Below are 20,437 nucleotides of genomic sequence, written 5' to 3'. Positions count from 1 at the left end.
TTCAAGCGGGTTTCGGGGCGAGTCGTTCGAACAGCGCCTCCACTGTAGTAAAGCGTTCATCGGCGCGTTCCATGGGCACCATGAACTTGAACATCGTCGCGCCTTCGAACTTGTAGCGCTTGGGCTGGCCCTGGATCAGCTTGATCAGCACCAGCGGGTCGACCGGGGTCTCGGCCTCGAATTCCACCCGTCCGCCTTGCGGGCCGGCGTCGACCTTCTTGATGCCCAGCTTCTCGGCCTGCAGCTTGAGCAGGGTCAGGCGCACCAGGTTCTTGGTCGGCTCGGGCAGCAGCCCGAAACGGTCGATCATCTCCACCTGCAGATCCTTCAGGCCATCTTCGTCCACCGCCGAGGCGATGCGCTTGTACAGGATCAGGCGCGCATGCACGTCGGGCAGGTAGTCCTCGGGGATCAGTGCCGGTACGCGCAGGTTGATCTCCGGGCCGCCGCCCAGGGGCTGGTCGAGGTTGGGCTGGGTGCCCTTGCGAATCGCCTTGACGGCGCGTTCGAGCATTTCCATGTAGAGGGTGAAGCCCACCGCCTGGATCTGCCCGCTCTGGCCTTCACCCAGCAGTTCGCCGGCGCCGCGGATCTCCAGGTCGTTGGTGGCCAGCACGAAGCCTGCGCCCAGGTCCTGGGTATTGGCGATGGCCTCCAGGCGCTTTTCGGCGTCGGGGGTGATCTGCTGGCGTGGGGGCGTCAGCAGGTAGGCATAGGCCTGGTGGTGGCTGCGCCCCACGCGGCCGCGCAACTGGTGCAACTGGGCCAGGCCGAACTTGTCGGCACGCTCGATGATGATGGTGTTGGCGCTGGGCACGTCGATGCCGGTCTCGATGATGGTCGAGGCGATCAGCACGTTGAAGCGCTTGTGGTAGAAGTCGCTCATCACCTGTTCGAGTTCGCGTTCGCGCATCTGCCCGTGGCCGATACCGATGCGCGCCTCGGGTACCAGTTCGGCGAGGTCGGCGGCGCACTTCTCGATGCTCTTCACGTCGTTGTGCAGGTAGTACACCTGGCCGCCACGCAGCAGTTCGCGCAGCAGCGCCTCCTTGATGGTGCTCTTGTTCTGCTCCATCACGAAGGTGCGCACCGACAGCCGGCGTGCCGGCGGGGTGGCGATGATCGACAGGTCGCGCATGCCCGCCACCGCCATGTTCAGCGTGCGCGGGATCGGCGTGGCGGTCAGGGTCAGGATGTCGACTTCGCTGCGCAGCGCCTTGAGCTGCTCTTTCTGGCGCACGCCGAACCGGTGTTCCTCGTCGATGATGACCAGGCCCAGGTCCTTGAACTTGACGTCGTCCTGCAGCAGCTTGTGGGTGCCGATGACGATGTCGATCTTGCCTTCGGCAAGGTCCGCCACGGCGGCACCGACTTCCTTGGCCGACTTGAAGCGGCTCATCACTTCGACAGTTACTGGCCAGTCGGCAAAGCGGTCGCGGAAACTGTTGTAGTGCTGCTGGGCGAGCAGGGTGGTGGGCACCAGGATCGCGACCTGGCGCCCGCCGTGCACGGCGATGAAGGCGGCACGCATGGCCACTTCGGTCTTGCCGAAGCCGACATCGCCGCACACCAGGCGGTCCATCGGCTTGGCGGCGAGCATGTCCTCGCGTACCGCTTCGATGGCCGACTGCTGGTCCGGGGTTTCCTCGAACGGGAAGCCGGCACTGAAGGTGGCGTAGTCCACCGACGGGTCGGCAAACGCATAGCCCTTGCGCGCGGCGCGCCGGGCATAGATGTCGAGCAGCTCGGCAGCCACGTCGCGCACTTGTTCGGCCGCCTTGCGCTTGGCCTTCTGCCAGGTCTCGGAGCCCAGGCGGTGCAGCGGTGCCAGCGCATCGTCGCTGCCGGTGTAGCGCGCGATCAGGTGCAGGTTGGCCACCGGCACGTACAGCTTGGCGCCTTCGGCGTATTCAAGGGTGAGAAACTCGGCGGCCTGGCCGTCGATCTCCAGTGTCGCCAGGCCCAGGTAGCGGCCCACGCCATGGTCGATATGCACCACCGGGGCGCCTTCGCGCAGCTCGGTAAGGTTCTTGATCACCGCGTCGTTGTTGACGTCGCTGCGCTTCTCGCGCCGCCGCCGCTGCATCACGCGCTGGCCGAACAGCGGGCTCTCGGCAACCAGTGCCAGGGCCGGATCGTCCAGCAGCAGGCCGTCGTCCAGTGGTGCGATGGTGATTGCCAGGCGCTGCTTGCTGGCGACGAACTCGTGCCAGCCATCGACGGTTTGCGGGCGCAGTTTCAGGCGTTCGAGCAGTTCCAGCAGTACTTCGCGGCGCCCGGCCGATTCGGCGGTGAACAGCACGCGGCCGGGGAATTGCTCGAGGAACCCCGACAGCGCCGCCAGGGGCTGGTTGGCCTTGGCTTCGATGGCGAGGTTGGGCAACGTCTGCGCGGCAAAGCGCTCGCGGCCGGGGCCGGCGTCGATGTCGTCCTGGCTGACCACCACCCGTGGCCAGCCCTTGAGCCGGGCGAAGCAGTCTTCCACCGGCATGAACAGCTCGGCAGGCGGCAGCAGAGGGCGATTCGGGTCGATGCGCCGCTCTTCATAGCGGTTGCGTACATCGCTCCAGAAGTGCTCGGCGGCCTGTTCCACGCCGGGCAGGGAGAACACCTGGGTGTTTTCCGGCAGGTAGTCGAACAGGGTCGAGGTTTCCTCGAAAAACAGCGGCAGGTAGTACTCGATGCCGGCCGGTACGATACCGCTGCTCAGGTCCTGGAAGATCGGGCTGCGGCGAAAATCCACGTCGAAGCGCTCGCGAAAGCGCGCTTTGAAACGGGTGACTTCGTCTTTTTGCAGCGGGAACTCGCGGGCCGGCAGCAGGCGTACCGAGTCGACCTTGTCGATCGAGCGCTGGCTCTCCGGGTCGAAGGTGCGCAGGGTCTCGATCTCGTCATCGAACAGGTCGATGCGGTACGGCAGCTTGCTGCCCATCGGGAACAGGTCGATCAGGGCACCGCGCACGGCGAACTCGCCATGCTCGTACACGGTGTCGACGCAGCGGTAGCCGCTGGCCTCCAGGCGCGTGCGCATCTGTTCCACATCCAGCTTCTGGCCGATGTCCAGCACCAGGCTGCTGCCCAGCAGAAAGCGCGTGGGCGCCAGGCGGTGCAGTGCGGTGGTGATCGGCACCACGAGGATGCCGTGGTCCAGCTCCGGCAACCGGTACAGGCTGGCGATCCGCTGCGAAATGATGTCCTGGTGCGGCGAGAACAGGTCGTAGGGCAGGGTTTCCCAGTCGGGGAACGGCAGCACGGCCAGTTCCGGGGCGAAGAAACGCAGCTCCTGCTCCAGCCGGTCGGCGCTCTGGCTGTCGGCGGTCAGCAGCAGGGTGAAGCGCTTCGCGGCGCTGGCGGCCTCGGCGATGGCCAGGCTCAGGGCGGCACCGGGCAGGTTGCCCCAGGTGTGTTTGCCGGCACTGGCCGGCAGGTGAGGTAGACGCAGAACAGGCACGGGAGGTCGAGCTCCAAGCGTTGCGACAAAACGCCGATTGTACCGGGCGCGGGGCATTGCTGTCAGGTTTCAGCCGCCTGAATGTGGGGCCCGGATCATGCCGTGCGGCGCCGGCGACAGGCGCTCATTGCTCGAAGCGACGCGGGGCGTCATAATGTAGCCCCTTTTTTCTGTCCCTACATGTGGAAGGTTCCCGTGACTCAGAAGCCCGACCAGTGTCTTGGTGAGTGGATCGATCGTGAAGCGCTTGCAGAAGCGATGATCCCGCTTATCGGTCAGCTCTACCGCAATAACAATGTGGTGAGCTCGATCTATGGCCGTAGCCTGATCAACCGTTCGGTGATCGCGATCCTCAAAGCCCACCGCTTTGCCCGTCATCGCCAGACCGACGAAACCGAACTGTCTGTCCACGAGACATTCCCGCTGCTCAAGGCCATGAGCGAGCTCAAGCTGGGCGCCGCTTCGGTCGACCTGGGCAAGCTGGCCAACAAGTTCAAGCAAGAAGGCAACGGCCGCAGCGCCGAGCAGTTCGTGCGTGAAGAAATGGCCGACGTGGTTGGCCAGCAGAACGCCTCCGCACGCAAGGGCACCGACGTGGTCCTGTACGGCTTCGGTCGTATCGGCCGTCTGCTGGCGCGTATCCTGATCGAGAAGACCGGTGGTGGCGACGGCCTGCGCCTGCGTGCCATCGTTGTGCGCAAGGGCGCCGAGAACGACCTGATCAAGCGTGCCAGCCTGCTGCGTCGCGACTCGGTGCACGGTCCGTTCGATGGCACCATCACCATCGACGAAGAAAACAACACCATCACCGCCAACGGCAACCTGATCCAGGTTATCTACGCGAAGAACCCGAGCGAAGTCGACTATACCCAGTACGGTATCGAGAACGCCCTGGTGGTCGACAACACCGGCGTCTGGCGCGATGCCGACGGCCTGGGCCAGCACCTGGCCTGCCCGGGTGCCGCACGCGTTATCCTCACCGCACCGGGCAAGGGCGCGCTGAAGAACATCGTGCACGGCATCAACCACGCCGACATCAGCCCTGACGACAAGATCATCTCGGCGGCTTCCTGCACCACCAACGCCATCGTGCCGGTGCTCAAGGCAGTCAACGACAAGTTCGGCATCGTCAACGGTCACGTCGAAACCGTTCACTCGTACACCAACGACCAGAACCTGATCGACAACTTCCACAAGGGCAGCCGCCGTGGTCGTTCCGCTGCGCTGAACATGGTCATCACCGAGACCGGCGCCGCCACTGCCGCCGCCAAGGCGCTGCCAGTGCTCAAGGGCAAGCTGACCGGTAACGCGATCCGCGTTCCGACGCCGAACGTCTCGATGGCGATCCTGAACCTGAACCTGGAAAAGGCCACCAGCCGCGACGAGATCAACGAGTACCTGCGCCAGATGGCCATGCACTCGGACCTGCACAAGCAGATCGACTTCGTCAGCTCGCAGGAAGTGGTTTCCAGCGACTTCGTCGGCTCGCGTCACGCCGGTGTGGTCGATGCCGAGGCCACCATCTGCAACGACAACCGCGTTGTACTGTACGTTTGGTACGACAACGAGTTCGGTTACAGCTGTCAGGTAGTGCGCGTGATGGAAGACATGGCCGGGGTCAACCCGCCAGCGTTCCCACGCTAAGCATTACGTTGCGTTGAAAGAACGGGAGCCTGCGGGTTCCCGTTTTTTTTGGCTTCAGAAAAGGAGGCGTCGTGTGAAAAAGGGATGGGCTGCGCTGCCTGCCCTGGTGGCATTGCTGGCCGGTTGCGAGCACAGGGATTCGATCGAGCGCATCAGTGGCCCGACCATGGGCAGCAGCTACACCGTGCAGTACGTGCGCAAGGCCGGCGGCCCGACGCCTGGGCAGGTGCAGCAGGAGGTCGAGGCGATCCTGCAGGGCATCGACCAGCGCTTCTCCACCTACCGCAGCGATTCACTGGTGGGGCAGTTCAACCAGTTGCCCGCCAACCGCTGCCAGGCGATGCCGGCCGACGTGCTGCAGCTTGTGCGGGTAGGTGAGCAGCTCTCGCGCCAGAGTGACGGGGCCTTCGATCTCACGGTGGAGCCGCTGCTCGACCTGTGGGGCTTCGGGCCCCAGGCGCGTGAAGAGAAGGTGCCCGATGCCCGGCGGCTGGCGCAGGTGCGCGAGCGGGTGGGGTATACCCACTTGCGTATCGAAGGCCAGCAACTGTGCAAGGACGCTGGCGTCGAGGTCGACTTCAACAGCATCGCCGCCGGGCATGCGGTCGACCTGATCGTGGCACGGATGCAAGCCCTGGGGGTCGAAAGCTTTCTGGTGGAAGCTACCGGTGAGCTCAAGGCAATGGGGCGCAAGCCAGATGGCAGTGCCTGGCGCATTGCACTCGAACTGCCGCGCGACGATCTGCAGATAGCCCAACAGGTGTTGCCGCTGGAGGGGTACGGGGTGTCCACGTCGGGTGACTACCGCAATTATTTCGAGGAGAATGGCCAACGTTATTCGCATACCTTCGATGCGCGCCTGGGCACCCCGGTGGCCCATGCGTTGGCGGCGGTGACGGTGCTGGCGCCCACTGCGCTGATGGCTGACGGGTACTCGACCCTGTTGCTGATCCTGGGCCCGGAGCAGGGTTGGCGCTTCGCGCTCGAGCATCGGATTGCGGCAGTGTTCGTGAATCGGGTCGAGGGTGGGTTCGTTTCCCGGGCCACGCCAGCATTCAACAGCATTGCGGGGAAATGAAAGGCTTCGCCAGCAAGGCGGCCTACATGTAGTGCAGAGAAAAATAGCCTACGACGCGACCAAGGGTTAATGTGCGCGGCGTTCAAGCTTGATTAGACTGCACCCGAATTTTTGCATGGCGCCGATGGCGGCATGATGTAGCCCCGGAGGTCAATCTGGCGTCCGGGCCTGTTCTGAAGGAGTACGCATGGCTGTCTACAACTACGACGTAGTGGTGCTGGGTTCCGGCCCGGCAGGAGAAGGGGCGGCAATGAACGCCGCCAAAGCAGGACGCAAGGTAGCGATGGTCGATAGCCGTCGCCAGGTCGGCGGTAACTGCACCCATCTGGGCACCATCCCGTCCAAGGCCCTGCGTCACTCGGTGCGCCAGATCATGCAGTTCAACACCAACCCGATGTTCCGGGCCATCGGTGAGCCGCGCTGGTTCTCCTTCCCCGACGTGCTCAAAAGCGCCGAGAAGGTCATCTCCAAGCAGGTCGCCTCGCGCACTGGCTACTACGCCCGCAACCGCGTTGACGTGTTCTTCGGCACCGGCAGCTTCGCCGACGAGCAGACCATCGAAGTGGTCTGCGCCAACGGTGTGGTCGAGAAGCTGGTAGCCAAGCACATCATCATCGCCACCGGCTCGCGCCCGTATCGCCCGGCCGATATCGATTTCCATCACCCGCGCATCTACGATAGCGACACCATCCTGAGCCTGGGCCACACCCCGCGCAAACTGATCGTGTACGGCGCCGGCGTCATCGGCTGCGAGTACGCCTCGATCTTCAGCGGCCTGGGCGTGCTGGTGGAGCTGGTGGACAACCGCGGCCAGCTGCTGAGCTTCCTGGACTCGGAAATCTCCCAGGCCCTGAGCTATCACTTCAGCAACAACAACATCACCGTGCGCCACAACGAAGAGTACGAGCGCGTCGAAGGCCTGGACAACGGTGTGATCTTGCACCTGAAGTCGGGCAAGAAGATCAAGGCCGACGCTTTGCTGTGGTGCAACGGGCGTACCGGCAACACCGACCGCCTGGGCCTGGAAAACATCGGCGTGAAGGTCAACAGCCGTGGCCAGATCGAAGTGGACGAGGCCTACCGCACCTGCGTGCCGAACATCTATGGTGCCGGTGACGTGATCGGCTGGCCAAGCCTGGCCAGTGCCGCCCACGACCAGGGCCGCTCGGCCGCCGGCAGCATCGTCGACAATGGCAGCTGGCGCTTCGTCAACGACGTGCCGACCGGCATCTACACCATTCCGGAGATCAGCTCGATCGGCAAGAACGAGCAGGAGCTGACCCAGGCCAAGGTGCCGTACGAAGTGGGCAAGGCGTTCTTCAAGGGCATGGCCCGGGCGCAGATCGCCGGCGAGCCGCAAGGCATGCTCAAGATCCTGTTCCACCGCGAGACGCTGCAGATCCTCGGCGTGCACTGCTTCGGCTACCAGGCCTCGGAGATCGTGCACATCGGTCAGGCGATCATGGGCCAGCCGGGCGAGCAGAACACGTTGAAGTACTTCGTCAACACCACCTTCAACTACCCGACCATGGCCGAAGCCTATCGGGTTGCCGCCTACGACGGTCTCAACCGGCTTTTTTGAGCGGCTCCGGCCGGTGGCCTGAGCCGGCCGGGGAGACCGATTTCAGCGATTCTCGAGGGTGGCGCTGGCCAAACCGGGAAAGTCTGTAATCAGGCTGTCTACGCCGAAGTCGGCGAGTCGGAGCATCAGCGCCGGCTCGTTGACTGTCCACACCGACACATGCAACCCCTGACGCTGGGCCTTGGCCAGGCGCTCGGGGGTGCAGTGCGTCCAGTTCAGCGCCAGCAGTTCGCAACCGTAGTTCTGCGCGACCTTCAACGGGTCGAGCCAGGTGTATTCCGCGACCAGCCCGCGGGACACGTCCGGGGTCAGCTCCAGGGCGGCGCCCAGCACCTCCCGCGAGCTTGAGGTGATGGTGACCTTGTCCAGCAGGCCGAAGCGCTGGGCCATTTCGCGAATCGCCAGCACCGTGGTGGCAGCGCGGGTGCGCGAGGCACTCTTGACCTCCAGCTGCCAGTGGTCGAAATCACATTTCTCGAACAGCTCTTCCAGGCGTGGAATCGGGCAGGGGTTGACCCAGCCCGGGCCGCCCTTGCGCGCATCGTAGGTCACCAGGTCGGCGGCGCTGTGCTCCACCACCTTGCCGCCACGGCCGGTGGTGCGCTTGAGGCTGGGGTCATGAATGACCATCAGCTCGTTGTCGGAGGACAGGTGCAGGTCCAGCTCGCAACGGCGAACGCCGTGGCTCAGGCATTGCTGGAAACTGGTCAGGGTATTCTCGGGGGCTTCGCCCTTGGCGCCGCGGTGGCCGTAAATCAGGGTCACGTTCGTTCCTTCAAGCAAGACGGAAAATCAGGAGGCAGGCGGGGTGTTCTGTTCCAGTGCCTGGCGGCGTTGCAGTGCCTGTTTCTGCAGGATATAGCGCGCCAGCAACTGGCGCTGGGCGTCGGTCATCTCGACGAATTCGGCGCCGATGTCGAACAGGCCATCAGCGGCCTTGTCGCAGTGGGTCACCTTGGCCCGCAGCAGCAGGCCCAGGGCCTGGGGCATCAGCACCATCTTCACCGAGACGCGGCTGCCGGCGGTGATGGCCTGGGCCTGGTGCACCTCGACGCCACCTTCGGAGAGAGTCACCGGGCGCGCCTCGCCGATCTGCCCCAGCAGGGTTTGCGCAACCACGGCGCTGAGCAGGTCGATGCGTTTGTTCTGGGCCTTGAGAAAAGCTGCCAGGGTGCGGTCCTTGTCACTGAGCTGGCGCAGCAGGTGCTGGGACTCGAACTCGCTCAGGTGCAGTTCGCTGAGCAGGTTGAAGAGTGGTGAAGCATCTTGCAACAACTCGCCGCCCAAGGCCTCGGCGGCGCTCAGAGGGGTAATTTCCAGTGCGATCCTGTCCTCGATACGGTAGTATTCGCGGCGATCTTCTTCATCTAATGTCGACATGGCGAACCCATGGTAGCGGCGGTGGTCTGAGTGTAAAGCTGCTATTCAAGCCCCGCCACAAGGACGTTCCTCTTTCCTCCGAACAAGCCCCGACATGTTCAGACCTCTTTTCGTATTTATCGGTACGCGTTACACCCGTGCCAAACGTCGCAATCACTTCGTCTCGTTCATTTCGCTGACCTCGATGATCGGCCTCGCCCTGGGCGTGGTGGTGATGATCGTGGTGCTGTCGGTGATGAATGGCTTCGATCATGAAATGCGTACCCGCGTATTGGGCATGGTGCCCCATGCCACTCTCGAGACCGGACAGCCGATCAGCGACTGGCCAGCCCTTGCCGATACAGTAAAGCAGAACCCGGCGGTGCTGGCGGTGGCGCCGTTCACCCAGATGCAGGGCCTGCTGACCCATGACGGCAAGGTACAGAAGGTGCTGCTCAACGGTATTGACCCGGCGCAAGAGCGCAAGGTGTCGATCATCGACGACTTCGTGCGCGAGGGTAAGCTCGACGCGCTGGCGCCGGGCAGCTTCGGCATCATGATCGGCGACAAGGCCGCAGCCAAGCTGGGCGTGGGCATCGGCGACAAGCTGACCTTCGTCGCCCCCGAGGTCACCGTGACCCCGGCCGGCATGTTCCCGCGCATGAAGCGCTTCACCGTGATCGGCATCTTCCACGTGGGCGCCGGCGAGATCGACGGCTACCTGGGCCTGACCAACCTGTCGGACCTGTCGCGCCTGCACCGCTGGAAGGCCGACCAGGTGCAGGGCCTGCGCCTGAAGTTCGACGACCTGTTCCAGGCACCCCGCGAGGCCTGGAACATCGCCCAGAAGCTGGGCGAGCACGAGTTCTACGCCCGTGACTGGACCCGCAGCCACGGCAACCTGTACCAGGCCATCCGCATGGAAAAAGCCATGATCGGCCTGCTGTTGCTGCTGATTGTCGCGGTGGCGGCGTTCAACATCATTTCCACCCTGGTGATGGTGGTCAACGACAAGAAGGGCGACATCGCCATCCTGCGCACGCTGGGCTCCACGCCGGGTCAGATCATGGCCATCTTCATGGTGCAGGGCACCGTGATCGGCGTGGTCGGCACCCTGATCGGCGCCGTGGTCGGCATCGCCGCCGCGCTCAACGTGAGTGCAGCGATTGCAGGCCTCGAGCGGTTGATGGGGCACAAGTTCCTCAACGCCGACGTGTACTTCATCGACTACCTGCCGTCCCAGGTCATGGCCGAAGACGTGTGGATGGTCTGCGGTGCGGCGCTGGTCCTGAGTTTCCTCGCCACCCTGTATCCGGCCTGGCGTGCGGCGCGCACCCAGCCTGCGGAGGCGCTACGTTATGAGTGAGTTGGGCATGAGTGATAAAGCAGTGCTGAGTTGCCGCAACCTGGGCAAGTCCTACGAGGAAGGCCCGGAGTCGGTGCAAGTGTTGTCGGGCCTGCAGCTGGAGCTGCACCCGGGTGAGCGTGTGGCGATCGTCGGCAGTTCAGGGTCGGGCAAGAGTACCTTGCTCAACCTGCTGGGTGGCCTCGATACCCCGACCCAGGGCAGCGTATGGCTGGCCGGTGAAGAGCTGTCGGCGCTGGGCGAGCGTGCACGTGGCCTGCTGCGCAACCGCGCACTGGGCTTCGTCTACCAGTTCCACCACCTGCTGCCGGAGTTCACCGCGCTGGAGAACGTGTGCATGCCGCTGCTGATCGGCCGCACGCCGATCCCCGAGGCGCGCGAACGTGCCGAGGCGCTGCTCACGCGTGTCGGCCTGGGCCATCGCCTGACGCACAAGCCATCCGAGCTGTCCGGCGGCGAGCGCCAGCGCGTGGCGATTGCCCGGGCGCTGGTCAACCGGCCCGGGCTGGTGATGCTCGACGAGCCTACCGGCAACCTCGACCACCACACCGCACAGGGCATCCAGGACCTGATGCAGGAGCTGAGCAGCTCCTCGCAGACCGCGTTCCTGGTGGTGACCCACGACCTCAACCTGGCGCGGCAGATGGACCGTGTGCTGCGCCTGGAAGACGGGCGTCTGGTTTCGATCTGACCTGGCAGTACAGGTGGCCCGCCGTGCATGGCGGGCCCCTTGTCTCTTTTCTTTACCTGGGTGCTTCAGTTCATGTTCAGACCCTTGTCAATTTTCATCGGTGCGCGTTACACCCGTGCCAAGCGCCGCAACCACTTCATCTCGTTCATCTCGATGACCTCGATGATCGGCCTGTCCCTGGGCGTGCTGGCGATGATCGTGGTGCTATCGGTGATGAACGGCTTCCAGCGTGAAATGAGTGCGCGGATCCTGGGCATGGTGCCGCATGCCGCCGTGCTGGGCGCCCAGCCGCTGGACAACTGGCAGGCGGTGGCCGATGCCGCGTTGAAGAACCCCGAAGTGCTGGCCGCTGCGCCGCTGACCGAGATGGAAGGCATGCTCTCCTACAAGGGCGCGATGCAGCCGATCCAGATCAGCGGCATCGACCCTGCGCAGGAAGGCAAGGTCTCGATCGTGGCCGACCACATCGTTCAGGGCCGGCTCGACGACCTAAAGCCGGGCGAGTTCGGCGTGGTGGTAGGCGAGATGACGGCGCGTCGGTTTGGCCTCAGGGTCGGTGACAAGCTGACCCTGATCGTGCCCGAGGTGAGCACCGCTCCCGGCGGCATCACCCCGCGCATGCAGCGCCTCAACGTGGTCGGTGTGTTCAAGGTGGGCGCCGAGCTGGATGGCTCCATGGGCCTGATCCACATGGCCGATGCGGCGAGCATGCAGCGCTGGGCGCCGAACCAGGTGCAGGGCGTGCGGCTCAAGGTCAAGGACCTGTATGCCGCGCCGCAGGTGTCCAGGGCGATAGTGGGCGAACTGGGCGAGCAGTACCGTGCCGATGACTGGACCCACACCCAGGGCAGCCTGTTCAGTGCCATGAAGATGGAAAAGACCATGATCGGCCTGCTGCTGATGATGATCATTGCGGTGGCGGCGTTCAACATCATTGCCACCCTGATCATGGTGGTGAACGACAAGGGCGCGGACATCGCCATCCTGCGTACCATCGGCGCGACGCCGGCGCAGATCATGGGCACGTTCATGGTGCAGGGCAGCCTGATCGGTGTGGTGGGCACCTTGATCGGTGGTGTGCTCGGCGTGATCGCGGCGCTCAATGTGAGCCAGATCGTCGGCTGGCTGGAGCGGGTCAGCGGGCAGCATATCTTTACCTCGGACGTGTACTTCATCAGTACGCTGCCATCGGAACTGCAATGGGGCGATGTGGCGCTGATCTGCACGGCGGGGTTGGTGATGAGCTTTCTGGCCACCCTGTATCCGGCGTGGCGTGCTTCGCAGGTCGAGCCGGCGTACGCCTTGCGGTACGAGTGATGCCACCGCTCTTGTAGGAGCCGGCGTTTCCGGCGAAGCGGACACACTGCCTGGCCATGTTCAGGCATGTCGCATGCGCCGATTCGCCGGCAACGCCGGCTCCTACAGGGCTGCGTTGTGTTCCGGCAAGTCGATCAGGAACCGCGTCCACCCCTGCGCCGATTCGGCACTGATCACCCCACCGTGCGCCTGCACGATCGAACGGGTGATCGCCAGCCCCAGCCCCGCATGTTCGCTGCTGCCTTCCCGGCGTGCCGGGTCGGCCCGGTAGAACCGGTCGAACAGCCGCGGCAATAGCGCTGCATCGATCGGCGCCCCGCGATTGGCCACCACCAGGCGAACCCTGCCATCACCCTGCGCAATCTCGACCCGTATCTCGCCCTGTGCCGGGGTAAAGCGCAGCGCGTTGTCCAGCAGGTTGGACAGGGCCCGTCGCAGCATGTTGCGGTCTCCCGTCAGCTCGGCCAGCCCTTCGCGGCTCAGGCTGATCTGTGCATCCTCGGCCAATGGCGCGTAGTACTCGATCAAGGCATCGGCCTCCTGGTCCAGCGCCAGGGGCTCGCGATTGGGCATCAGCAGGCCGTGGTCGGCCTTGGCCAGGTACAGCATGTCGTTGACCAGTTGCGCCATCCATTGCAGTTCCTCGAGGTTGCCGTGCAATGCCTCGCGATACTCCTCCAGGCTGCGCGGGCGGGTGAGGGTGACCTGGGTGTGGGTCAGCAGGTTGGACAGCGGCGTGCGCAGCTCGTGGGCAATGTCGGCCGAGAAGGCCGACAGGCGCTGGAAGGCATCGTCCAGACGTTCGAGCATGGCATTCATGGTGCCGGCCAGTTGCGCCAGCTCTGGCGGCATCTGGGCCTGGGGCAGGCGTGTGGTCAGCGAGCGCGCCGAAACGCCGGCTGCCACCTCGCCCATCCGGCGCAGCGGACGCAAGCCACGGCGCACGGCCCAGGCACCGAGCAGCGCGGTGGCCAGCGCCGAAAGGCCCATCGTCAGCCAGATCAGGCGCTGCATGCGTTGCAGAAAGTGCTGGTGGTGGGTGATATCCAGAAACAGAGTGAGCCGGCTGCCTCCTTCAAGCACCACGCACAGGCTGCGAAAATCCATGCCCTCGCTGCGCAGGGTGCTCAGGCCCGGTGTGTCGGGTGCGTCAGGCAGGCCGGGGCGGCTGGCAAACCACTGCGCCCCGTCGCTGCCACGAATGCGCAGTGCAAGGTCGGCCTGGTGGCTCAGTTCGCCGCGCAGCAGCGGTAGCCGCGCTGCCAGGCTCGGGCGGTCGTGCACGCCAACGAGCGCCTGGCGCAGTACCGACAGGCGACTGTCGAGCAACTGCTGATCGAGCTCGATGAAGTGCGCCTCGCTGGCCCGGCTGAACAGGAGCCCCGCCGTCAGTGACACCGCCGCCGTGCAGGCGGCGAACAACAGCGCCAGGCGTGCGCCCAGGGACAATCTGCGCATCACGCCGGACGCTCCTCGAGCACGTAGCCCATGCCGCGCACGGTGTGGATCAGCTTGTTGTCGTGGCCATCGTCGACCTTCAGGCGCAGGCGCCGGATCGCCACTTCGATCACGTTGGTGTCGCTGTCGAAGTTCATGTCCCACACCTGCGAAGCGATAAGCGATTTGGGCAGCACCTCGCCCTGGCGGCGCAGCAGCAGTTCGAGCAGGGCGAACTCCTTGGCGGTGAGGTCGATGCGTGCCCCGGCACGTTCCACCCGGCGGCGAATCAGGTCCAGGCGCAGGTCGGCCAGGTTCAGGGTGGTTTCCTGGGGCGGGCTGGCGCCGCGGCGCAGCAGGGTGCGGACCCGCGCCAGCAGTTCGGAGAACGCAAAGGGTTTGATCAGGTAGTCGTCGGCGCCCAGTTCCAGGCCATGCACGCGGTCCTCTACCGCATCGCGGGCCGTGAGGAACAGCACCGGGGTGTCGAAGCCGGCCTCGCGCACGGCCTGCAGAATCTGCCAGCCGTCACGCCCGGGGAGCATCACGTCGAGAATCAGCAGGTCGTAGTCGCCGCTCAGGGCCAGGTGCTGACCGGTATCGCCGTCGGTGGCCAGTTCGGTGCTGAAGCCGGCTTCGTTGAGGCCCTGGCGCAGGTAGAGGCCGGTCTTGGGCTGGTCTTCGACGATCAACAGTTTCATGGGCTTCTCGGCAGCGTTGGGGGCTGGGTTTATACCCTGTGGCAGGGTGCGCGGGGCAAAGCTGACAAAGTTGTAATGTTTTCGTCAGGTGGTTGCCAGCGGCAGTTTTCTACAGTGCGGGGCATGAGCTTGCACATGATAGAGGATGCACGATGAAACGCTTGATGATCGCGAGCGCCCTGGCGCTGTGGAGCCTGCCGCTGCTGGCGGCACCCGGGCACGAGTACGCCTTCGGCAAGCCGGCTGCGGCGGCGCAGGCCACGCGCACGGTGGAGGTCGTGATGGGCGACATGTACTTCGAGCCGCGCGCGCTGCAGGTCAAGGCCGGCGAAACGGTGCGTTTCGTGCTGGTGAACAACGGCCAGGTGCCCCACGAGTTCAACCTGGGGGATGCGGCCATGCACGCCCGGCACCAGCAGGAGATGCTCGCCATGCAGGGGCAGATGGATCATTCGGCAATGGGACATGGCGGCATGAATCATGGCGGTGATGATCATGGTGCGATGGGTAGCGGCGGCATGCAGCATGACGACCCGAACATGGTGATGGTGGCGCCGGGCAAGCGCGCCGAACTGACCTGGACCTTCAGCCAGAGCACGCCGATCGAGTTCGCCTGCAACGTGCCGGGGCATTACCAGGCCGGCATGGTGGGCAAGCTGACTATCGCCAAATGACCAATGCAGCGCGCAAACCCGATAAACTAGACCAATTTCGTCCTTCAGGTTTGAGCCATGCATCCCGCCGCCGAACATTCGCCACTGGGCAAGTCCAGTGAATACATCAGCACCTACACGCCGTCGCTGCTGTTCCCTATCCCGCGTGCAGCCAAATGGGCCGAGCTTGGGGTCACCGCGCAAACGTTGCCGTGGTCGGGTGTGGATTACTGGAACTGCTTCGAGCTGTCCTGGCTGCTGCCTTCGGGCAAGCCGGTGGTGGCCATCGGCGAGTTCGCCATCCCGGCCGATTCGCCGGCCATCATCGAGTCCAAGTCGTTCAAGCTGTACCTGAACTCGCTGAACCAGACCGAGTTCGCCTCGGCGCAGGCGGTGCAGGCTTGTCTGGTCAAGGACCTGTCTGCGGCAGCCGGCAAGCCGGTAGGGGTGCGTATCCGCAGCCTGGCCGAGGTTCAGCGCGAAGGGGTGATGGCGCTGCCGGGCACCTGCATCGATGATCTGGAGGTCAGCATCAGCAACTACGAGCAGCCGCAACCGGAGCTGCTGCGCTGCGATGCCGAGCGTGTGGTGGAAGAGACCCTGCACAGCCATCTGCTTAAATCCAACTGCCCGGTGACCGGGCAGCCGGACTGGGGCAGCGTGACCGTCCATTACCGTGGCGCGGCGCTGGATCATGCCAGCCTGCTGACCTACCTGATCAGCTTCCGTCAGCATGCCGACTTCCACGAGCAATGCGTGGAACGTATCTACCTGGACCTCAAGCGCCTGCTCAACCCCGAAACCCTCACGGTGTATGCGCGCTACGTGCGCCGGGGCGGGCTGGACATCAACCCGTACCGCAGCACCGGGCCGGTCACCCTGAAGAACCTGCGCCTGGTTCGCCAGTAACGAAAAAGCCCCGTCCAGTGTGACGGGGCTTTCGTTTTTGCCGCAGGGTTCAGATGCCCATGCTTTGCAGGCTCTGAACGATGTTGCGCAGGGTGGCGGTCAGGCCCGGGTGCTCGACTTCGAAACGTTCGACGGCGAGGTTGACGCCGTCGACCAGGTTGTTGTCCGGGGTTACGGCCTCCAGTTCGATTTTCGCTTGGATCTGCGCCATCAGTTCGTGCAGCTCGACACGCTCCTGTTCCGAGAGCGGTGGGTTTTGCTCCAGTTGCTCGCGCAGGGCGTCGAGTTGCGCTTGAAGTTCGCGGGCAGGCATGGGTGTTCTCCCTCTATGAATAGGCTCAGACATGGACCCCGCGCGCGGGCGAAAGGTCCGTGCCTCGCTGTTCAGGTTAATCCACCCGGCGCCGCTTTGCATGACCCTGATCAATGTGCCTGTATCAGGGTTTTTCGCCCTTGAGGCGGCGCAGGCCGATATCGGCCAGGCAATCGGCCAGTTGTTCCAGCTGGTCGATCACCGAATGCACCCCCAGCCCGAACAGGTGAACGGTAGCCTTGCCTCGCTTGAGTTCGCGCTCGCGTTCCTCCAGTGCCTGCCAGGTAGCCTCGTCCAGCCCGCACAGCGAGCCGCACGAGGCCAGGCCCACGGTCCACAGCCCGGCGTTGAGCCCGGCCTGCAGCAGGCGCGGCTCGCCGCTGACCAGCACGCAGCCATCGAGCCGGTCGGCCTTGAGCTGCATCAGGGCGTGCCAGCAGGCATCCGGCGCGGGCCAGGGCGCGTGGCCGGTGGTATCCGGTCGGCGCACCCAGGCGGGCAGCGCCTGGCTCAGGTGCTGGCCCAGGGCAGCCGGCAGTTCGTCGAGCCAGGCACAGGGCACGCCGTGTTCCCGCAGCCAGTGCAGGGCGGGCAGGGCGCCTGGTGTAGGCCTGGCCGGTGCGTTGCCGGGCGCCTGGCATCGTGCGCCGAAGTCGACCAGGCAGCCGCGCAGGCCGAACAGCACGGCGGTGAAGGCGGGGGAATGGGGCATGGCAACGTCCCTGAAATAACCAGCAAGGCTAACGTCGGGGTGTGACCGTGGCGTGACACTTTGATGACCTTCAGGCGGCTTTCACAAAATATCGACGCAGGTTGGAGGAAGCTGCCTAATCTGCCAGAGAGGCTTTATACTTGTTTCCTTTTGGCTGTCGACGGCCTGATGCCGGCGCAGTGCAATGTTTGCCTAGGAGAAATTTTATGCGTGGGATCGGTGCTGGCGTGATCGATCGTATGACCCGTGCCTGTGTCTGCGCGAGCCTGCTGCTGGCGCCGGTACTGGCCCAGGCGGCGACCGAGGAAGACCCGTGGGAGAGCATCAACCGGCCGATCTTCCGGTTCAACGACACGATCGATACCTACGCGCTCAAGCCGCTGGCCCAGGGCTACCAGTGGGTGACGCCGCAGTTTCTCGAGGACGGCATCCACAACATGTTCCGCAACCTTGGTGACGTGACCAACCTTGCCAACAACGTGTTGCAGCTCAAGCCCCACGCAGCCGGCGTGGATACCGCGCGGTTGATCGTCAACACCACCTTCGGCCTGGCCGGCTTCTTCGATGTGGGTACCAAGATGGGCCTGCAGCGCAGCGACGAGGACTTCGGCCAGACCCTCGGCTATTGGGGTGTAGGCAGTGGCCCGTACGTGATGCTGCCGCTGCTTGGGCCGAGCACCGTGCGCGATGCGATCGCCAAGTACCCGGATACCTACACCGAACCCTACCGTTACATGGACCATGTGCCCACCCGCAATACCGCAATCGCGGTGGACGTGGTGGACACCCGTGCCAGCCTGCTGTCGGCCGAGAAGATGATCCGTGGCGACAAGTACAGCTTCATCCGCAACGCCTACCTGCAGAACCGCGAGTTCAAGGTCAAGGACGGGGATGTAAAAGACGATTTCTGATCGTGATGCATGAAAAAGGCGGCCATGGCCGCCTTTTTCATGCCTGCTGTTCAGCTCATCGCAAGGATCTTGAGGCCCAGCTTCTGCTGGCCCTGGGGCTGATCGGCAATCCACACCACTTGCGTTGTGGCGTGCAGGCCCTTGAGTGAAGGGTGGTCCGAATCGATGCTGACGCTGAGGTTGTCTCCAACCTGAAAGGTTTTCGCTGCCTGTACCTGCATGCCGCTGCTCGAGAGGTCCAGGCACACCGCCGCAATCACTTGTTCGGCATGTATCAGGGTAACGTCGGTATCTACCCGCATCCTGATGAAATCACGCTTCTCGCTATAGTCGGCGTGGTTCTGGCTCATGCCTGCATCCTTCCATTGGGTTGCGATAGAAGGGGTTTTTATAACTCCCGGTGATTTGTGCTGTAAAGAGCACAGGCGACCATCGGTGCATGCTTGAAACCCCCGGCGGATGGGAGTACCGTCTGCGCCTTACAGGGCACCTCTGACATTTGCCGGGCAGGCCTTTTGTCCTACACCTGAAATGCAAGAGTGGCTAGAAGTGAATCCAGTAAGCGGGCCTCGTTTTGCCTGGCCGCCTACCCCAACCTATTTCTGGCGCCGTTTGCCCACATGCAGAAAAACAGTGCAACGCTGCTGATAATCGATGATGACGATGTAGTGCGTGCGAGCCTCGCCGCCTACCTGGAAGACAGCGGCTTCAGCGTCCTGCAGGCAAGCAACGGCCAGCAGGGTCTCCAGGTCTTCGAGCAGGAACAGCCTGATCTGGTGATCTGCGATCTGCGCATGCCGCAAATGGGCGGCCTGGAGCTGATTCGCCAGGTTACCGAGCGTGCCCCCGACCTGCCGGTGATCGTGGTGTCGGGCGCGGGCGTGATGAACGATGCCGTCGAAGCGTTGCGCCTGGGTGCTGCCGACTACCTGATCAAGCCCCTGGAAGACCTGGCAGTGCTGGAGCACTCGGTTCGCCGGGCGTTGGATCGGGCGCATCTGGTACTGGAAAACCAGCGTTACCGCGACAAGCTCGAAACCGCCAACCGTGAGCTGGAGGCCAGCCTGCACCTGCTGCAGGAAGACCAGACTGCCGGGCGCCAGGTGCAGATGAACATGCTGCCGGAGAACCCCTGGAAGGCCGGAGACCTGCGTTTCGAACACCAGATCATTCCGTCTCTGTACCTGTCTGGCGATTTCACCGATTACTTTCGTGTCGACGAGCGACGCGTGGCGTTCTACCTGGCCGATGTGTCCGGCCATGGTGCCTCCTCGGCGTTCGTGACTGTGCTGCTCAAGTTCATGACCACGCGCCTGCTGTTCGAATTCAAGCGCGCCGGCACCTTGCCCGAGTTCAAGCCGTCCGAGGTGCTCGGGCATATCAACCGCGGCCTGATCAATTGCAGGCTGGGCAAGCACGTGACCATGGTGGGCGGCGTGATCGACGAGCATACCGGCCTGATGACCTACAGCATCGGCGGCCATCTGCCGTTGCCGGTGCTGTACACCCCGGACGACACCCGGTACCTCGAAGGGCGCGGCCTGCCGGTGGGGCTGTTCGACGAGGCCACCTACCAGGATCACGTTCTGGAGTTGCCGCCGCAGTTCAGCCTCACATTGCTGTCTGATGGCATTCTGGACCTTTTGCCTGGCGACACACTCAAAGATAAGGAGGCTGCCTTGCCTGAAATCATCAAGGCAGCAGGTGGCAGCCTGGATGGGCTGCGCCAACGATTCGAATTGGCTACGCTTGGGGAGATGCCGGATGATATCGCCCTAATGGTGTTGAGCAGGAACCTTCAATGAGTACTGGAAGAATCCAGTTTGCCGAGCAGAATGGCACCTTTGTTCTGAAGTTCGTCGGTGAAGTGCGTCTGACCCTGTGTTCGGCGCTGGATGCAACGATTGAAAAGATCTTCACGGCGCTGAATTTCTCGGCGATCGTCATCGATCTTACCGAAACCAACAGTATCGACAGCACCACTCTGGGCCTGCTGGCCAAGTTGTCGATCCTGTCGCGGCAGAAGGTCGGCCTGCTGCCCACGGTGGTGACTACCCATGCCGATATCACCCGGCTTCTGCAGTCGATGGGCTTCGATCAGGTGTTCAACATCGTCGATCGTCCAATCCCGTGCCCTGAGTGCCTGACCGATCTGCCGTCCCAGGACCAGAACGAAGAGGTAGTGCGCGCCAAGGTGTTGGAAGCGCACAAGATCCTCATGGGCCTGAACGACTCCAACCGCGAAGCCTTCCACGACCTGGTCAACGCCCTGGAGCGGACCTGATCGATCCTGGCGCCCTGTAGCGGGCGCCG

19 protein-coding genes are annotated in these 20,437 nt (G+C 63.9%); 11 read left to right on the top strand and 8 right to left on the bottom strand.

Annotation, left to right across the window (positions count from 1 at the left end):
* Position 1 precedes the first annotated feature (1 nt).
* Entirely contained in the window at positions 2 to 3,451 is a 3,450-nt protein-coding gene (mfd, locus tag LOY33_RS17250) for a transcription-repair coupling factor (protein ID WP_043864558.1), read from the bottom strand.
* A gap of 180 nt (positions 3,452 to 3,631) precedes the next feature.
* On the opposite strand from mfd, the gene LOY33_RS17245 reads away from it, so the two are divergent.
* The 3 genes from LOY33_RS17245 (at position 3,632) to sthA (ending at position 7,755) form a co-directional block, all read left to right on the top strand.
* Positions 3,632 to 5,095, top strand: a complete 1,464-nt coding sequence (locus LOY33_RS17245; RefSeq protein WP_043864557.1) for a glyceraldehyde-3-phosphate dehydrogenase — start codon at positions 3,632 to 3,634, stop codon at positions 5,093 to 5,095.
* Positions 5,096 to 5,261: 166 nt separating this feature from the next.
* Positions 5,262 to 6,173, top strand: a complete 912-nt coding sequence (locus tag LOY33_RS17240; protein ID WP_100633411.1) for an FAD:protein FMN transferase — start codon at positions 5,262 to 5,264, stop codon at positions 6,171 to 6,173.
* A gap of 187 nt (positions 6,174 to 6,360) precedes the next feature.
* Complete coding sequence (gene sthA, locus LOY33_RS17235) at positions 6,361 to 7,755, top strand: Si-specific NAD(P)(+) transhydrogenase (RefSeq protein ID WP_043864555.1); 1,395 nt, start codon at positions 6,361 to 6,363, stop codon at positions 7,753 to 7,755.
* Positions 7,756 to 7,797: 42 nt separating this feature from the next.
* On the opposite strand, the gene LOY33_RS17230 is transcribed toward sthA, so the two are convergent.
* Together LOY33_RS17230 and LOY33_RS17225 are read right to left on the bottom strand one after the other, a co-directional pair.
* Positions 7,798 to 8,520, bottom strand: a complete 723-nt coding sequence (locus LOY33_RS17230; protein WP_043864554.1) for a glycerophosphodiester phosphodiesterase — start codon at positions 8,518 to 8,520, stop codon at positions 7,798 to 7,800.
* Positions 8,521 to 8,547: 27 nt separating this feature from the next.
* The gene (locus tag LOY33_RS17225) at positions 8,548 to 9,135 is read right to left on the bottom strand and encodes a PilZ domain-containing protein (RefSeq protein WP_043864553.1); all 588 of its coding nucleotides are present in this window, start codon (positions 9,133 to 9,135) and stop codon (positions 8,548 to 8,550) included.
* Between the two features lie 94 nt (positions 9,136 to 9,229).
* On the opposite strand from LOY33_RS17225, the gene LOY33_RS17220 reads away from it, so the two are divergent.
* From LOY33_RS17220 to LOY33_RS17210, 3 genes are all read left to right on the top strand, one after another.
* Entirely contained in the window at positions 9,230 to 10,480 is a 1,251-nt protein-coding gene (locus LOY33_RS17220) for a lipoprotein-releasing ABC transporter permease subunit (protein ID WP_258659443.1), read from the top strand.
* A 7-nt stretch (positions 10,481 to 10,487) separates the two neighbouring features.
* The gene (lolD, locus tag LOY33_RS17215; RefSeq protein ID WP_173925058.1) at positions 10,488 to 11,171 is read left to right on the top strand and encodes a lipoprotein-releasing ABC transporter ATP-binding protein LolD; all 684 of its coding nucleotides are present in this window, start codon (positions 10,488 to 10,490) and stop codon (positions 11,169 to 11,171) included.
* A 72-nt stretch (positions 11,172 to 11,243) separates the two neighbouring features.
* Positions 11,244 to 12,488, top strand: a complete 1,245-nt coding sequence (locus LOY33_RS17210) for a lipoprotein-releasing ABC transporter permease subunit (protein ID WP_043864660.1) — start codon at positions 11,244 to 11,246, stop codon at positions 12,486 to 12,488.
* Between the two features lie 102 nt (positions 12,489 to 12,590).
* Here LOY33_RS17210 and LOY33_RS17205 read toward each other — a convergent pair whose 3' ends face one another.
* Positions 12,591 to 13,949 (bottom strand): heavy metal sensor histidine kinase, encoded by a 1,359-nt coding sequence (locus LOY33_RS17205; protein ID WP_078479607.1) that lies wholly within the window; start codon positions 13,947 to 13,949, stop codon positions 12,591 to 12,593.
* Positions 13,946 to 14,626: a heavy metal response regulator transcription factor gene (locus LOY33_RS17200; protein WP_043864549.1), complete on the bottom strand. Its 681-nt coding sequence runs from the start codon at positions 14,624 to 14,626 to the stop codon at positions 13,946 to 13,948. The genes LOY33_RS17205 and LOY33_RS17200 overlap by 4 nt, the downstream gene beginning before the upstream one ends.
* A gap of 152 nt (positions 14,627 to 14,778) precedes the next feature.
* Between LOY33_RS17200 and LOY33_RS17195 the strand changes: the two genes are divergently transcribed.
* Together LOY33_RS17195 and queF are read left to right on the top strand one after the other, a co-directional pair.
* Positions 14,779 to 15,300, top strand: coding sequence for a plastocyanin/azurin family copper-binding protein (locus LOY33_RS17195; RefSeq protein ID WP_043864548.1), 522 nt, complete (start codon positions 14,779 to 14,781; stop codon positions 15,298 to 15,300).
* Positions 15,301 to 15,357: 57 nt separating this feature from the next.
* Complete coding sequence (gene queF, locus LOY33_RS17190) at positions 15,358 to 16,188, top strand: NADPH-dependent 7-cyano-7-deazaguanine reductase QueF (RefSeq protein WP_054916181.1); 831 nt, start codon at positions 15,358 to 15,360, stop codon at positions 16,186 to 16,188.
* Positions 16,189 to 16,237: 49 nt separating this feature from the next.
* Here queF and LOY33_RS17185 read toward each other — a convergent pair whose 3' ends face one another.
* Together LOY33_RS17185 and LOY33_RS17180 are read right to left on the bottom strand one after the other, a co-directional pair.
* Complete coding sequence (locus LOY33_RS17185) at positions 16,238 to 16,501, bottom strand: DUF4404 family protein (RefSeq protein WP_043864546.1); 264 nt, start codon at positions 16,499 to 16,501, stop codon at positions 16,238 to 16,240.
* Between the two features lie 124 nt (positions 16,502 to 16,625).
* Positions 16,626 to 17,213, bottom strand: a complete 588-nt coding sequence (locus LOY33_RS17180; RefSeq protein WP_054916180.1) for a hypothetical protein — start codon at positions 17,211 to 17,213, stop codon at positions 16,626 to 16,628.
* Between the two features lie 206 nt (positions 17,214 to 17,419).
* Between LOY33_RS17180 and LOY33_RS17175 the strand changes: the two genes are divergently transcribed.
* The gene (locus tag LOY33_RS17175) at positions 17,420 to 18,124 is read left to right on the top strand and encodes a VacJ family lipoprotein (RefSeq protein ID WP_043864544.1); all 705 of its coding nucleotides are present in this window, start codon (positions 17,420 to 17,422) and stop codon (positions 18,122 to 18,124) included.
* Positions 18,125 to 18,174: 50 nt separating this feature from the next.
* On the opposite strand, the gene LOY33_RS17170 is transcribed toward LOY33_RS17175, so the two are convergent.
* Complete coding sequence (locus tag LOY33_RS17170) at positions 18,175 to 18,474, bottom strand: PilZ domain-containing protein (RefSeq protein WP_043864543.1); 300 nt, start codon at positions 18,472 to 18,474, stop codon at positions 18,175 to 18,177.
* Positions 18,475 to 18,744: 270 nt separating this feature from the next.
* On the opposite strand from LOY33_RS17170, the gene rssB reads away from it, so the two are divergent.
* Positions 18,745 to 19,929, top strand: coding sequence for a two-component system response regulator RssB (rssB, locus tag LOY33_RS17165; RefSeq protein WP_043864542.1), 1,185 nt, complete (start codon positions 18,745 to 18,747; stop codon positions 19,927 to 19,929).
* A complete protein-coding gene (gene rssC, locus LOY33_RS17160; RefSeq protein ID WP_043864541.1) occupies positions 19,926 to 20,408 on the top strand; it encodes an anti-sigma factor antagonist RssC in 483 nt (160 codons plus the stop codon). The genes rssB and rssC overlap by 4 nt, the downstream gene beginning before the upstream one ends.
* Positions 20,409 to 20,437: the final 29 nt, after the last annotated feature.

It is taken from the genome of Pseudomonas sp. B21-036, from assembly GCF_024748925.1.
Lineage (GTDB): Bacteria > Pseudomonadota > Gammaproteobacteria > Pseudomonadales > Pseudomonadaceae > Aquipseudomonas > Aquipseudomonas palmensis.
The sequence above is the reverse complement of the archived record's forward strand: the minus strand, read 5'-3'. Positions and strand labels throughout refer to the sequence as shown.